The sequence below is a fragment of the Actinomadura vinacea genome, from assembly GCF_039532545.1.
GTDB lineage: Bacteria > Actinomycetota > Actinomycetes > Streptosporangiales > Streptosporangiaceae > Spirillospora > Spirillospora vinacea.
Genome location: NZ_BAAARW010000035.1, coordinates 68,880 through 81,991, shown reverse-complemented (window position 1 = coordinate 81,991; position 13,112 = coordinate 68,880). Strand labels below are relative to the sequence as shown.

At 72.5% G+C, this 13,112-nt stretch carries 12 protein-coding genes; 7 read left to right on the top strand and 5 right to left on the bottom strand.

Annotation, left to right across the window (positions count from 1 at the left end; translation table 11 throughout):
• Positions 1-150 precede the first annotated feature (150 nt).
• Positions 151-1,656: a trigger factor gene (gene tig, locus ABD340_RS38590; RefSeq protein WP_344595990.1), complete on the bottom strand. Its 1,506-nt coding sequence runs from the start codon at positions 1,654-1,656 to the stop codon at positions 151-153.
• Between the two features lie 389 nt (positions 1,657-2,045).
• Positions 2,046-4,586: a Tex family protein gene (locus tag ABD340_RS38585; RefSeq protein ID WP_344596083.1), complete on the bottom strand. Its 2,541-nt coding sequence runs from the start codon at positions 4,584-4,586 to the stop codon at positions 2,046-2,048.
• Between the two features lie 340 nt (positions 4,587-4,926).
• Between ABD340_RS38585 and ABD340_RS38580 the strand changes: the two genes are divergently transcribed.
• Together ABD340_RS38580 and ABD340_RS38575 are read left to right on the top strand one after the other, a co-directional pair.
• Positions 4,927-6,222: a sensor histidine kinase gene (locus ABD340_RS38580; protein ID WP_344595988.1), complete on the top strand. Its 1,296-nt coding sequence runs from the start codon at positions 4,927-4,929 to the stop codon at positions 6,220-6,222.
• Entirely contained in the window at positions 6,174-6,818 is a 645-nt protein-coding gene (locus ABD340_RS38575) for a response regulator (protein ID WP_344595986.1), read from the top strand. The genes ABD340_RS38580 and ABD340_RS38575 overlap by 49 nt, the downstream gene beginning before the upstream one ends.
• A gap of 13 nt (positions 6,819-6,831) precedes the next feature.
• Here ABD340_RS38575 and ABD340_RS38570 read toward each other — a convergent pair whose 3' ends face one another.
• Positions 6,832-7,242 carry a cupin domain-containing protein gene (locus ABD340_RS38570; RefSeq protein ID WP_344595985.1) on the bottom strand — a complete coding sequence of 137 codons (411 nt, stop codon included), beginning with the start codon at positions 7,240-7,242 and terminating at the stop codon, positions 6,832-6,834.
• 69 nt (positions 7,243-7,311) lie between these two features.
• On the opposite strand from ABD340_RS38570, the gene ABD340_RS38565 reads away from it, so the two are divergent.
• The 4 genes from ABD340_RS38565 to ABD340_RS38550 all read left to right on the top strand — a co-directional run bounded on the left by ABD340_RS38565 (position 7,312) and on the right by ABD340_RS38550 (position 11,280).
• Positions 7,312-7,785, top strand: coding sequence for a MarR family winged helix-turn-helix transcriptional regulator (locus ABD340_RS38565; protein WP_344595983.1), 474 nt, complete (start codon positions 7,312-7,314; stop codon positions 7,783-7,785).
• Between the two features lie 247 nt (positions 7,786-8,032).
• Positions 8,033-9,631 carry a glycosyl hydrolase family 18 protein gene (locus ABD340_RS38560; protein ID WP_344595982.1) on the top strand — a complete coding sequence of 533 codons (1,599 nt, stop codon included), beginning with the start codon at positions 8,033-8,035 and terminating at the stop codon, positions 9,629-9,631.
• 116 nt (positions 9,632-9,747) lie between these two features.
• The gene (locus tag ABD340_RS38555) at positions 9,748-10,584 is read left to right on the top strand and encodes an alpha/beta fold hydrolase (RefSeq protein ID WP_344595981.1); all 837 of its coding nucleotides are present in this window, start codon (positions 9,748-9,750) and stop codon (positions 10,582-10,584) included.
• A 318-nt stretch (positions 10,585-10,902) separates the two neighbouring features.
• Positions 10,903-11,280, top strand: a complete 378-nt coding sequence (locus ABD340_RS38550) for an HAD family hydrolase (protein ID WP_344595980.1) — start codon at positions 10,903-10,905, stop codon at positions 11,278-11,280.
• A 7-nt stretch (positions 11,281-11,287) separates the two neighbouring features.
• On the opposite strand, the gene ABD340_RS38545 is transcribed toward ABD340_RS38550, so the two are convergent.
• Positions 11,288-11,878, bottom strand: coding sequence for a YceI family protein (locus ABD340_RS38545; RefSeq protein WP_344595979.1), 591 nt, complete (start codon positions 11,876-11,878; stop codon positions 11,288-11,290).
• Between the two features lie 145 nt (positions 11,879-12,023).
• Between ABD340_RS38545 and ABD340_RS38540 the strand changes: the two genes are divergently transcribed.
• Positions 12,024-12,482 carry a winged helix-turn-helix transcriptional regulator gene (locus ABD340_RS38540; RefSeq protein WP_344595977.1) on the top strand — a complete coding sequence of 153 codons (459 nt, stop codon included), beginning with the start codon at positions 12,024-12,026 and terminating at the stop codon, positions 12,480-12,482.
• On the opposite strand, the gene ABD340_RS38535 is transcribed toward ABD340_RS38540, so the two are convergent.
• On the bottom strand, positions 12,469-12,966 hold the full coding sequence (locus ABD340_RS38535) for a hypothetical protein (protein WP_344595975.1): 498 nt from the start codon (positions 12,964-12,966) through the stop codon (positions 12,469-12,471). The genes ABD340_RS38540 and ABD340_RS38535 overlap by 14 nt on opposite strands.
• Between the last annotated feature and the right edge of the window lie 146 nt (positions 12,967-13,112).

Below are 13,112 nucleotides of genomic sequence, written 5' to 3'. Positions count from 1 at the left end.
GCGCATGGAGATCTCATGGAACGGGGAGCGCCCCGGGCCCGGAGCCGGGCACGGGGCGCTCCTTGGTACGGTCGGGCGCGCGGGCCCGGATCACCCGCCCGGCGGGGCGGGTGATCGGCGACCGGAATCGCCCGGGTTGGCGCGACCTGGTCAGGCGTCCTTCTTGGGCTCCTCCTCGGCGGCCGGCGCCTCGGTCTCGCTCTCGGCGGCCTCGGTCTCGGTCGCCTCGGTCTCGGTCGCCTCGGCGACGTCCTCGGTGCCCTCGGTGTCCTCGGTCTCGGTGTCCTCGGCCTCCGCGTCCTCGGTGGCCTGGACGGTCTCGCCCGTCTCGCCGTTCAGCTCGCGCCGCACGGCCTCGACGTCGATCACGTTGCCGGACTCGTCCTTCACCGTGACGTGCTCGACCAGCAGGTTGAGCGCCTTGCTGCGCAGCACCTCCGACACGACCGCCGGGAGCTGGTTGTTCTCGGTGAGGTACTCGGCCAGCTGCTGCGGCTGCACGCCCATCTGCATGGCCTGGGTGACGACGTACTCGCTGAGCTCCTCGTTCTCGACGCCCAGCTCCTCCTGGACGGCGAGCTGGTCGAGCACGAAGCCGCCCTTGACCGCCTGCCGGGCCGCCTGGGCGACCTCGGTCTCGAAGTCCTCCTCGGACTTCTCCTCGTCCTTGAGGTAGTCGGCCTTGGTCATCCCGGCCATCTGGAGCTGCTGCTCCAGCTGCTGCTCGCGGCGCTGGATCTCCTCGTCGACCACCTTGTCGGGCAGCGGGATGTCGACGCGCTCCAGCAGGGCCTCCAGCGCCTTGTCGCGCGCGTCGGAGATCTGCTGCAGCTTGACCTGCCGGCCCAGCCGGGTGCGGACGTCCTCGCGCAGCTCGTCGATGGTGTCGAACTCGCTGGCCATCTGGGCGAAGTCGTCGTCCAGCTCCGGCAGGTTCTTGACCTTGACGCTCTGCACGGTGACGGTGATCTCGGCCTCCTCGCCGGCGTGCTCGCCGCCGACCAGGGTGCTGGTGAAGGTCTTGTCCTCCTCCGCCGACAGGCCCGGCAGCGCCTCGTCGAGGCCCTCGATGGCCGACTTGCTGCCGACCTCGTAGGAGTAGCCGCTGGTGGAGGCGTCCTCGACGGTCTCGCCGTCGATCTTGGCGACCAGGTCGATGGTGGCGAAGTCGCCCTCCTCGATCGGCCGGTCGGCGGCGGTCAGGGAGGCGAACCGCTCGCGCAGGTTGCCGATGGTCTCCTCGACCTGCTCGTCGCCGACCTCGGCGTCGTCGACGGTGACCTCGAGGCCGTCGTACTCGGGCACCTCGAACTTGGGCCGGATGTCGACCTCGGCGGTGAAGGCGAACTGGGTGCCGTCCTCGAGCTCGGTCACCTCCACGTCGGGCTGGCCGAGGACGAAGATCTCGCTCTCCTCGACGGCGCGGCCGTACAGCTCGGGAAGCGCGTCGTTGACCGCCTCCTGCAGGACCGCACCCCGGCCGACGTACTTGTCGATCAGCGGGGCGGGGACCTTGCCGGGCCGGAAGCCCTTGATCCGCACCTGCTGGGAGATCTCCTTGTACGCCTTGTCGAGGTTCGGCTTGAGCTCGTCGAACGGAACCTCGACGGTGAGCTTGACCCGCGTGGGGGTCAGCTCCTCGACATCGGTCTTCACTGGGGTTGGTCTCCTTGATCGGGCGCTGTCTCGGCCGCGGCGTTCGGCGCGTACTCGCCCGTCCGGTCTCTGAAGCTGTCAGGCGGCAGGAACGGGCACGCCGATGATTGGCTCCGCGCCGTCGCGCGCCAAGTCTATGGGGTACGGGCGAGGACTGCGGACACTCACCCACCCGGGCCCCGCCCGGTTCGGCGGGAAGTTCCGGATCGGTCGCGGACCGCGCCCGTGACGACGGTCACGCACCGCGGATGAGCGGTCTATCAGATGAGCCACACGACCGCACCGATATCACTGAAGTGCCGCCAGAGTGTGACATTGTGCAACCGGTCGGACGATCACGGCGTGCCCCGGTTACGGTCGCCCGTAATCCGCGACACGCCGCGCACGCCCTAGCGGCGGCGCTTGCCTCCCTTGCCGCCGCCCTTGCCGCCTCCCTGGCCGCCGCCGTCCGAGCCTGAGCCCGGCAGGCCCTTGTCGAGCCCGGCCCGGCGCAGCGCGTCCGCCATGGCGCCGCCACCGCCCGAACCCCCGCCCGAACCCCCGCCCGAACCACCGCCTGCCCCGCGGCCGCCGCCGCTGGACCCGCCGCGCCCACCGCGCCCGCCCGGCTGCCCGCCACGGCCACTCTGGCCGCCCTGGCCGCCCTGGCCGCCGCGTCCGCCCTGGCTGCCGCGCCCGCCCTGGCGCTGCGGACGGCCACCGCCGCCCTGACCGCCGCGCTCGCCCCCGCCCGTGCGGGAGCCGTCGTCGAGCCGCAGGGTGAGCGAGATCCGCTTGCGCTTCAGGTCCACGTCCAGGACCTTCACCCGGACGATGTCGCCGGGCTTCACCACGTCACGCGGGTCCTCGACGTACTTGTTCGACATCGCCGAGATGTGCACCAGGCCGTCCTGGTGCACGCCGACGTCCACGAACGCCCCGAACGCCGCGACGTTGGTGACGACCCCCTCCAGGATCATTCCCGGCTCCAGGTCGGCGGGCGTGTCGACGCCCTCCTTGAACACGGCGGTGCGGAACGCCGGGCGGGGGTCGCGGCCGGGCTTCTCCAGCTCGGCCAGGATGTCGGTCACCGTCGGCAGGCCGAACGTGTCGTCCACGAAGTCGGCCGGGCGCAGCGCGCGCAGCGCGGCGGTGTTGCCGACCAGGCCGCGGATGTCGCCGCCCCCCGCGGCCACGATCCGGCGCGCCACCGGGTACGCCTCGGGGTGGACGCTGGAGGCGTCCAGCGGGTCGGTGCCGCCGGGGATCCGCAGGAAGCCCGCGCACTGCTCGAACGCCTTGGGGCCGAGGCGCGGCACCTCCTTGAGCCCGTCGCGGGTGCTGAACGGGCCGTTGGCGTCGCGGTGCGCGACGATGTTCTCCGCCAGCCCCTCGGCGATGCCCGACACCCGGGTGAGCAGCGGCGCCGAGGCGGTGTTGACGTCGACGCCGACCGCGTTCACCGCGTCCTCGACGACGGCGTCCAGCGACCGGGACAGCTTCACCTCCGACACGTCGTGCTGGTACTGCCCGACCCCGATGGACTTGGGGTCGATCTTGACCAGCTCGGCCAGCGGGTCCTGCAGCCGGCGGGCGATCGAGACCGCGCCGCGCAGCGAGACGTCCAGGTCGGGCAGCTCGCGCGCGGCGTACGCCGACGCCGAGTACACCGACGCGCCCGCCTCCGACACCATGGCCTTGGTGAGCCGCAGGTCGGGGTGGCGGGCGATCAGGTCGGCGGCGAGCTTGTCGGTCTCCCGGGACGCGGTGCCGTTGCCGATGGCGACCAGATCGACCGAGTGCGCGCGGGCGAGCCGGGCCAGGACCTCGATCGACTCGTCCCAGCGGCGCCCCGCCGCGCCCGTGTGCGGGTAGATCGTCTCGGTGGCCACGACCTTGCCGGTGGCGTCCACGACGGCGACCTTGACGCCGGTGCGCAGGCCCGGGTCCAGGCCCATCGTGGACCGCGTCCCGGCGGGCGCGGCCAGCAGCAGGTCGCGCAGGTTGGCGGCGAACACCCGGACGGCCTCGTCCTCGGCGTCCTGGCGCAGCCGGGTGCGCAGGTCGATGCCCAGGTGCACCAGGATGCGGGTACGCCAGGCCCAGCGCACCGCGTCGGACAGCCAGCGGTCGGCGGGACGGCCCTGGTCGGAGATCTCGAACCGCCGGGCGATCTCCGCCTCGTAGGAGCTGCGCGCCGCCGGGCCCTCCGCCTCCTCCGGCGCGGCCTCGGGCTCCAGGTCGAGGTCGAGGACCTCTTCCTTCTCGCCGCGGAACAGCGCGAGGATGCGGTGCGAGGGCAGCTTGTCGAACGGCTCGGCGAAGTCGAAGTAGTCGGCGAACTTGGCGCCGGCCTCCTCTTTGCCCTCGCGCACCTTCGAGAGCATGCGGCCCTGTGTCCACATGCGCTCCCGCAGCGTGCCGATCAGGTCGGCGTCCTCGGCGAACCGCTCGACCAGGATGGCGCGGGCGCCCTCCAGCGCGGCGTTCTCGTCCGCGACGCCCTTCTCGGGGTCGACGTGGCCGGCGGCGGCGGCCTTCGGGTCCTGCGCGGGGTCGCCCAGCAGCAGGTCGGCCAGCGGCTCCAGCCCCGCCTCGCGGGCGATCTGCGCCTTGGTGCGGCGCTTGGGCTTGTACGGCAGGTAGATGTCCTCCAGCCGGGCCTTGGACTCGGCGGCGGTGATCTGCGCGCGCAGCTCGTCGGTGAGCTTGCCCTGGGACTCGATCGACTCCAGGATCGCCGCGCGCCGCTCGTCCAGCTCGCGCAGGTAGCGCAGGCGCTCCTCCAGGGTGCGCAGCTGGCCGTCGTCGAGGGTGCCGGTGGCCTCCTTGCGGTAGCGGGCGATGAACGGCACCGTGGCGCCGCCGTCGAGCAGGTCGACGGCGACCCGTACCTGGCCCTCCCTGACGGCGAGCTCGGCCGCGATCCGCTCCGTGATCGACGGGGCGATCGGTGGGGCGGCCTGCGCGGCGGCGCCGTCGGCGGCGGCCGGGTCGGTGGGTGTCTGGCTGATGGATGCGGTCACTGTGTCGATTCGCTTTCTCCCCTGAAGTGTCGCCCATGCATTGTGCAGGTAACGCGGCCGCTTGTCGCGTCACCCCGGAAGTACGGGCGCGGGGCGGCGACCGGCCCGACATGCCCCCGAGCCTGTCTCTTGAAGTGGGCCTAGCACCACTGAAGGCGGCGTCCGTCCCCGCCACAATGGAAGGGCCGACGGCGCGTGCCGCACGGCCCTCGTGACCACGCGCCGGCCCGGACGAGGCGGCCGGGCCGACCCCCTGGAGGCATCGATGAACGACGACGACGGGCGTGGCCGCAGGATCGTCCAGGTCGGGCTCCTCAACTGCCTGCGCGGGCTGGTGCAGGCGGTGATCGCACTGGCCGCGGGCATCCCGCTGTTCGTGCTGGCGGTGCTGTCGATCGTGTTCATCCCGCTCGGCGTCGGGGTGCTGCTGGCGCCGCCGATGCTGCTGGCCGTGCGCGCTTTGGCCAACATGGAGCGGGTGTGGGCGGCGGAGTGGTCGGGTGTGCCGATCCCCGTCCCGTACCGGCGCGAACCGGTTTCGCGGAACCCGTTCCGGCGCCTGAAGTGGGTGCTGGGCGATCCGGCGACCTGGCGCGACCTGCTGTGGCTCCTGGTGAACATGCCGGTCGGGCTGCTGCTGGGGCTGCTGCCGGCCGGGCTGCTGGTGTACGGGCTCGAGGGGATCGTCGTCGCGCCCTGGCTCGGCCAGATCACCTTCTACGGCTGGGGCCCGTTCTGGCCGCTCGAGGACTGGGGCCTGCTGGGCGTGACGGGGGCCATGGCGCTGGGGGCGGTGATGGCGGCGGGCTCGCTGCCGGCGGCCGTGCCGATCCTGAAGGGCCACGCGCTGTTCTCGCAGTCCCTGCTGTCGCCCGCGCGGACGGCGCTGGCCGAGCGGGTGCGGGAGCTGACCGAGACCCGGACCGAGACGGTGGACGCCTCGGCCGCCGAGCTGCGCCGCATCGAGCGGGACCTGCACGACGGCGCGCAGGCGCGGCTGGTGGCGCTGAGCATGAACATCGGCCTGGCCGAGGAGCTGATGAAGCACGATCCGCAGGCGGCGCAGGAGCTGCTGTCGGAGGCCCGGTCGGCCAGCGGGCAGGCGCTGACCGAACTGCGCGGCCTCGTCCGCGGCATCCACCCGCCGGTGCTGGCCGAGCGGGGCCTGGACGGTGCCGTCCAGGCGCTGGCGCTGTCCCTGCCGCTGCCCGTGGACGTGCGGATCGAGCTGCCGGGACGGGCCGAGGCGCCGGTGGAGTCGGCGGCCTACTTCGCGGTCGCGGAGATGCTGGCCAACATCGTCAAGCACAGCGGCGCGTCCCGGGCGTGGGTGCAGATCGAGCACCGCGCGGACCGGCTCCAGATGATCGTCGGGGACGACGGCGGCGGCGGCGCCGATCCCGGCGAGGGCGGCGGAATGCGCGGTATCGAACGGCGGCTGGCCGCTTTCGATGGGACGATGGCGGTCACGAGCCCGCCGGGAGGGCCCACGATCGTGACCATGGAGCTGCCGTGCGCGTCGTCATCGCCGAAGACCTCGCCCTCCTCCGGGACGGCCTGATCCGCCTGCTGGAGGCGTTCAAGTTCGAGGTCGTCGAGGCGGTCGACAACGGGCCCTCGCTGCTGCGCGCGCTGACCGAGCACCGTCCGGACGTGGCGGTGGTGGACGTGCGGCTGCCGCCGACGTTCACCGACGAGGGGCTGCGGGCGGCGCTGGAGGCGCGCGAGAAGGTGCCGGGCCTGCCGGTGCTGGTGCTGTCGCAGCATGTGGAGCAGCTGTACGCGCGCGAGCTGCTGTCCGACAGCACCGGCGGCATCGGCTACCTGCTCAAGGACCGGGTGTCGGACGTGAGCCAGTTCGTGGACGCGGTGCGCCGGGTGGCCGCGGGGGGCACCGCGCTGGATCCGGACGTCGTGGCGCAGCTGCTGACCCGGCACGCCCGCGAGGAGCCGCTGCAGGCGCTGACCCCCCGCGAGCGCGAGGTGCTGGGGCTGATGGCCGAGGGCCGGTCGAACGCGGCGATCGCCTCGGCGCTGTTCGTGACCGAGAAGGCGATCAGCAAGCACACCAACAGCATCTTCAGCAAGCTGGGGTTGCCGCCGTCGGAGGACGACAACCGCAGGGTGCTGGCCGTCCTGGCCTACCTGGGCACGTGATCTCCGCCGGTTCTCACCGCGCCCAGCGGGGGACGAGCCGCTCGTCCCCCTTGGGCGCCAGGTCGCCCGGCTCCTCGTGGCCGCGCGGGGTGTAGGCCTGGGTGCCGGCGGGTGCGGCGACGACGGCGGTGAACCCGTGGGACGGACCGGTGGTCACCTGGCGGAGCACGTCGGCGGGCATCACGACGGTGTCCCCGGGCGTGACGGTGAGGATTGTGCCGCCGAGGTCGATGGTCGCGGCGCCATCCAGGCAGCTCCAGATCTGCTCGGTGTCGAAGGCGTGCAGTGGCCCGGTGCGTCCGGGGGCCATGTCGACGTGCCAGACGGCCGTCCGGGCGCCGCCCTGGGTGGGTGAGGCGAGGGTGGTCATCACTCCGTTGGGCGTCTCGGTGCGGCGGCGGTCGGCGCTGCGGACGAGGGTCATCGGTGAGTCTCCCTAGAATGGTCAATGTGGTTGTCCATGTCGAGAATATAGTCAATGAGGTTGTCTTTTATGTCAAGTGAGCCCGGCACGGGCTTCGAGCTGCCGCTGCGGATGCTGATGGCGTTCCGCACGGCCATCGACGAGGTTCACGCGGACCTGGCCCGGGAAGGGCATCCCGACCTGCGCCCGATGCACGGCTTCGTCTTCCAGGCGATCGGCCCGCAGGGCACCACCGCGGTCGAGTTGGGGCGGCGCCTGGGCATCTCCAAGCAGGCCGCCGGCAAGACCGTCGAGGCACTGGAACGGCTGGGCTACGTCGAGCGCGGGACCGATCCGTGGGACGCCCGCCGCAAGACCGTCCGGTTGACCTCGCGCGGCGCCGACTCGCTGGCCCGCTCGTCGGCCGCGTTCGACCGGATCCGCGACCGCTGGACGGACGAGCTGGGCGCCGACCGGCTGCGCGCCCTGGAGGAGGACCTCCGCAAGATCACCCCCGAGGACTTCTTCCGGCTCGACATCCCCGGCTGGTTCGGTTCCGCCTGACCGGCACCGCCACTGTTCCCCTCCCTTCACCTTTCCGCACTCCGGCCCACTGCCGGACGCCCGGCCGTACGTCCGCAGGCCGAGGCTTAGACCAGCGCCGATGCCGCCCGGAAGGCCGCCGGAGGTCGTCCCGGGGCCCTTGCCGGAGCGTTCCGGCCTCGCTACCATCGGGCCAAATTCTTAGGAAACTTTCCTAAGAGAGAGCGGGTTTGATGTTGGGTTCGGGGGCCGAGCTGAACGGAGAACCATGTCCAGACCGGGCGGACGGCGAGTCCTCGCGCTCGCCGGCGCATTGACGATCGCGGCGTCCACGGCGCTTGTGAGCGCGCCACCGGCGTCGGCGGCGGCGGTCACCGCCGCCTGCGCCAAGACCTCCGACTGGGGCACCGGCTTCGAGGGCCGCTGCACGATCACCAACGGGACCTCCAGCGGCCTGTCCGGCTGGAAGGTCGAGTTCGACCTCCCGGCCGGCACCGCGATCACCTCCAGCTGGGACACCACCCGGACGGTGTCCCAGCAGCCGGGCGGGCGAAGCCGCTACACCTTCGCCAACACCGGCTGGAACGGCACGCTCGCCGCGGGCGCCACCGCGAGCTTCGGCTTCAACGGCACCGGCCCCGGCTGGATCTCCGGCTGCACGGTCAACGGCGGCGCCTGCGACGGCTCGGGCGGCCAGCCCGACCCCGATCCGGACCCCGATCCCGATCCGGATCCCGGGCCCGGGCCCGGCGCCCGCAAGGTGATCGGCTACTTCGCGCAGTGGGGCGTCTACCAGCGCAACTACCACGTCAAGAACATCGACACCAGCGGCTCGGCGGCGAAGCTGACCCACATCAACTACGCCTTCGGCAACGTCCAGAACGGCCAGTGCACCATCGGCGACTCCTACGCCGACTACGACCGCTTCTACCAGGCGGGCGAGAGCGTGGACGGCCAGGCCGACTCCTGGGACACCGGGGCCCTGCGCGGCAGCTTCAACCAGCTCCGCAAGCTGAAGAAGAAGTACCCGCACCTGAAGGTCGTCTGGTCGTTCGGCGGCTGGAGCTGGTCGGGCGGCTTCGGCCAGGCCGCCGCCAACCCGGCCGCCTTCGCCGAATCCTGCTACAAGCTGGTCGAGGACCCGCGCTGGGCGGACGTGTTCGACGGCATCGACATCGACTGGGAGTACCCCAACGCCTGCGGCCTGACCTGCGACACCAGCGGGCCGGCGGCGTTCCGCACCATGATGTCGGCGCTGCGGTCGCGGTTCGGCTCGGGCAACCTGGTCACCGCGGCGATCACCGCCGACGGCACCTCCGGCGGCAAGATCGACGCCGCCGACTACGGGGGCGCCGCGCAGTACGTCGACTGGTACCTGCCGATGACCTACGACTTCTTCGGCGCGTTCGACGCCGACGGGCCGACGGCCCCGCACTCCCCGCTCAACTCCTACACCGGGATCCCGGTGCAGGGCTTCCATTCCGACGCGGCGATCCAGAAGCTCAAGGCCAAGGGAGTCCCGGCGAGCAAGCTGCTGCTCGGCGTCGGCTTCTACGGCCGCGGCTGGCGGGGGGTCACGCAGAGCGCGCCCGGCGGCTCGGCGTCCGGACCCGCGCCCGGCACCTACGAGCAGGGCATCGAGGACTACAAGGTGCTCAAGGGCCGCTGCCCGTCCACCGGCACCGTCGCCGGCACCGCGTACGCCAAGTGCGGCGACCAGTGGTGGGGCTACGACACACCGGCCACCCTCGGCGGCAAGATGACCTACGCCAAGAACCAGGGCCTGGCCGGGTCGTTCTTCTGGGAGCTCAGCGGCGACACCACCGGAGGTGAACTGATCACCGCGATCCGCAACGGTCTCGGCTGATCCCCTTCCTCCCCCGGTCAACGGGCCCCTGGTCTCCTCCGGACGCCGCCAGGGGCCCGTTCCGCCGTCCCCGGCTGGCACAATCGGTGATCGGCACTACCTGATCGGGGAGAGCGTTGGACGACTGGAAGCTGGACCAGACCTTCGCCAGTGGTTCGGGCGAGGTGCGCTGGAGCGCGTTCGGCGAAGGCGCACCGCTCGTCCTGCTGCACGGAACGCCGTTCTCATCCTACGTATGGCGCCGCGTCGGCCGCGCCCTCGCGTCCGCCGGGCACCGGGTGCACGTGTGGGACATGCCCGGATACGGCGCGTCGGAGAAGGCATCCGGCCAGGACGTCTCCCTCGCCGCCCAGGGCCGGATCTTCGCCGAGCTGCTGGAGCACTGGGGCCTGGACGACCCGCTCGTGGTCGCGCACGACTTCGGCGGCGCCGTCGCGTTGCGCGCCCACCTGCTGCACGGCGCCCGCTACCGCGCGCTCGCCGTCGTCGACCCGGTCGCGCTGGCGCCGTGGGGCTCGCCGTTCTTCCGGCTGGTCGCCGCCAACGCCGCGGTGTTCGAGCAGCTCCCGCCCGCGCTGCACCGCGCGCTCGTCCGCGAGTATGTGACCTCGGCGAGCGGCCCCGGCCTGCACCCGGCCACGCTGGACGCGCTCGTGGAGCCGTGGCTCGGCGAGTCCGGGCAGGCCGCGTTCTACCGCCAGATCGCGCAGGCCGACCAGCGCTTCACCGACGAGATCCAGGGCCGGTACGGGGAGATCGGCATCCCGGTGCTGGTGTGCTGGGGCACCGACGACGCCTGGATCCCGGTGGCCAAGGCGCACGAGCTGGCCGCCGCGATCCCGGGCGCGCGGCTGCGGCTCATCGAGGGGGCGGGGCATCTCGTCCAGGAGGACGCCCCCGCCGAGCTGACCGCCGCCCTGCTGGGCTTCCTCGGCGAGGTGGGGCGGTCATGAGCGCCGGGCCCGCCGAGGCCGTCCTGTTCGATCTCGACGGCACCCTGTTCGACCACGGCGCGGCGGCGGCCGCGGCGGCCGCGGCCTGCTTCCCCGAGGCCGACGCGGCGGGCGTGGCCCGCCGCTGGATCGAGCTGGAAGAGCTGGTCTACCTGCGCTACCTGGCCGGCGAGCTGGACTTCGCCGAGCAGCGGCGGGTGCGGATCACGATGCTGGCCGCCGAGCTGGGCCTCGGCGACTGGGACGCCTCCCGCGCCGACGCCTGGATCGCGTCCTACCTGGAGCGGTACCGGGAGCGCTTGGCGCGTCTTCGGCGACGTGGCCGCCTGCCTGGAAGCGCTGGCGGCCCCGCCCCGGCCCCTGGTGACCGGGATCATCACCAACGGCAACGGCGACCAGCAGCGCGCCAAGATCGCGGGGGTCGGGCTGACCGGCCGCTTCCCGCACGTGGTGATCTCCGAGGAGGCCGGCTCCGCCAAGCCCGCCGCGGAGATCTTCCGCCTCGCGTGCCGCACCGCCGGGGTGCCGCCCGAGCGGACCGCGTACGTCGGCGACCGCCTGGCCACCGACGCCCGGGGCGCGCAGGCGGCCGGCCTGCGCGGCATCTGGCTGGACCGCGCCGGCACCGCCCCGGCCGACGACCCCGGCGTGCCCCGGATCACCACCCTCGCCGACCTCCCGCCGCTGCTCCGCTGACCGGTGGTCAGGCGGCGTCGCCGGTGTCCAGGATCGCCTCGATCTCCAGCACGATCTGCACCTTCTCGCTGAGGGCCAGCGCACCGCCGGGGATCGTGGACGAGTCGCCGACCCCGAAGTCCAGCCGGTTGATCTCCGTGGTGGCGGTGAACCCGGCCCGCGCGCCCTTGAACGGGTCGTCGGCGCGGAACGGGTCGGGCCCGAAGCCCTCGATGACCAGGTCGAACGACACCTGGCGGGCCACCTCCCGGAGCGTGAGCTCGCCGTCCAGCACGAAGTTCCCGCGCGCGCCCGCCCGGACGCCGGTGGAGCGGAAGGTCATGCTCGGGTACTTCTCGGCGTCCAGGAAGTCGGCCGCGCGGACGTGCTCGTCGCGCTGGGCGTTGCCGGTGTCGATCGAGCCCAGGTCGACGGTCGCGGTGACCCGCGACTGGAGCGGGTCGGCCCCGGTGACCACCGTGCCCTCGAACGTCCCGAACCGGCCGCGCACCTTGCTGACCATGAGGTGGCGGATCGTGAAGCCCACGGTGGAGTGCAGCGGGTCGATGGTCCAGGTGCCCGCGACATAGCCGGGGATCTCGACAACCTCGGTCGTCATCGTGTCTCCTTAGGAGTGGTTCTGCACAGTAAGTAGGTTCCTATCCATGACCTGCTTCCGGAAAGGAACCGTTCTCATCGTGCGGACCGCCCCGCCGGGCGCACAAGAAGGCACTTTCACCTGCCCTGGTCACCTGGAGATAACCATGCAGCGCAGCATCGTCCCGAATGGCGCGGATCACAGCGCCGCGGCCCGAGGCGCGGGCCCGCGCCTTCCCCTGGAGATGCGGCCGCTCAGCTGCCGGGGCCGGGAGATCCTGGACCGGGTCGGCGACAAGTGGTCGCTGCACGTGCTGGCGGTCCTCAACGGCCGGACGCTGCGGTTCGGCGAACTGCGCCGCGAGATCGACGGCATCAGCCAGCGGATGCTGACCGTCACCCTGCGCAATCTGGAACGCGACGGCGTGGTCAGCCGGACCATGTACCCCGTCATGCCGCCGCACGTCGACTACGCCCTCACCCCGCTCGGCGAGACCCTGCTGGACGCCGCCACCGCGTTCATCCAGTGGGCGGAGTCGCACGTGGACAAGATCGACGCGGCCCGCGCCGACTACGACGCCCGCCAGGCCGAGGAGACGGCGCCCGAGGGGCTCAGGACGTCCTGAACGGCTCCGGAAGATCGGCGTCGCAGAGGGCGCACACGAAGTAGGCGTCCTTCACCAGGTTGAGTCCGCCGCACGCGGCGCAGCGGCGGAAGACGAACTCGTCGGTGAAGCCGTCCGGCCTCCGCACCCCGGCGCGGTCCAGCGCGGCGGCGACCGCCGGCCAGCTCTCGGCGCCCGGGCAGTAGCCGGTCGACTGATTGCTGATCGCGGCGACGGCCACGGACTCGCCGTCCGCCTCGAAGGCGACCTCTCCGGCGGCCAGGACGGGCTCCCCGCCCGCGCACGCCACATGCTCGCTGCGACGCGGGGCCAGGCGCAGCGAGCCGCCGAGGTCGACCACGTACGTGAAAGGCTCGTCGCGCTCGTCCCGCTCCCGGGCGTCCAGCCTGCGCCGCACGTCGTCGGCCGAACCGATCGGCGCCCCGCGCTCCCCCGGCCGCACCCGCGCACGGATCTCGTCCGGACCTACGTAGACATACCGCACGCGCCAATAATCGGATGTCCGCGGCCGCCGGCGCGAGGTATTTTGGCGCGCATGGCCTACTACGAGGTGGGGCGGCGAGCTAGCCGCGCCGAGCCGGGGAACGGGCGGCCATGCCCGGCCCGGCTCGGCGGTGTGCGCCGTCGTCC

Excerpts from the sequence above, each read along its gene's own strand:
- ABD340_RS38580 (WP_344595988.1), top strand. The coding sequence starts at position 4,927 with ATGAACGACGACGACGGGCGTGGCCGCAGGATCGTCCAGGTCGGGCTC.
- ABD340_RS38570 (WP_344595985.1), bottom strand. The coding sequence starts at position 7,242 with ATGACCCTCGTCCGCAGCGCCGACCGCCGCCGCACCGAGACGCCCAAC.
- ABD340_RS38565 (WP_344595983.1), top strand. The coding sequence starts at position 7,312 with ATGTCAAGTGAGCCCGGCACGGGCTTCGAGCTGCCGCTGCGGATGCTG.
- ABD340_RS38560 (WP_344595982.1), top strand. The coding sequence starts at position 8,033 with ATGTCCAGACCGGGCGGACGGCGAGTCCTCGCGCTCGCCGGCGCATTG.
- ABD340_RS38545 (WP_344595979.1), bottom strand. The coding sequence starts at position 11,878 with ATGACGACCGAGGTTGTCGAGATCCCCGGCTATGTCGCGGGCACCTGG.
- ABD340_RS38540 (WP_344595977.1), top strand. The coding sequence starts at position 12,024 with ATGCAGCGCAGCATCGTCCCGAATGGCGCGGATCACAGCGCCGCGGCC.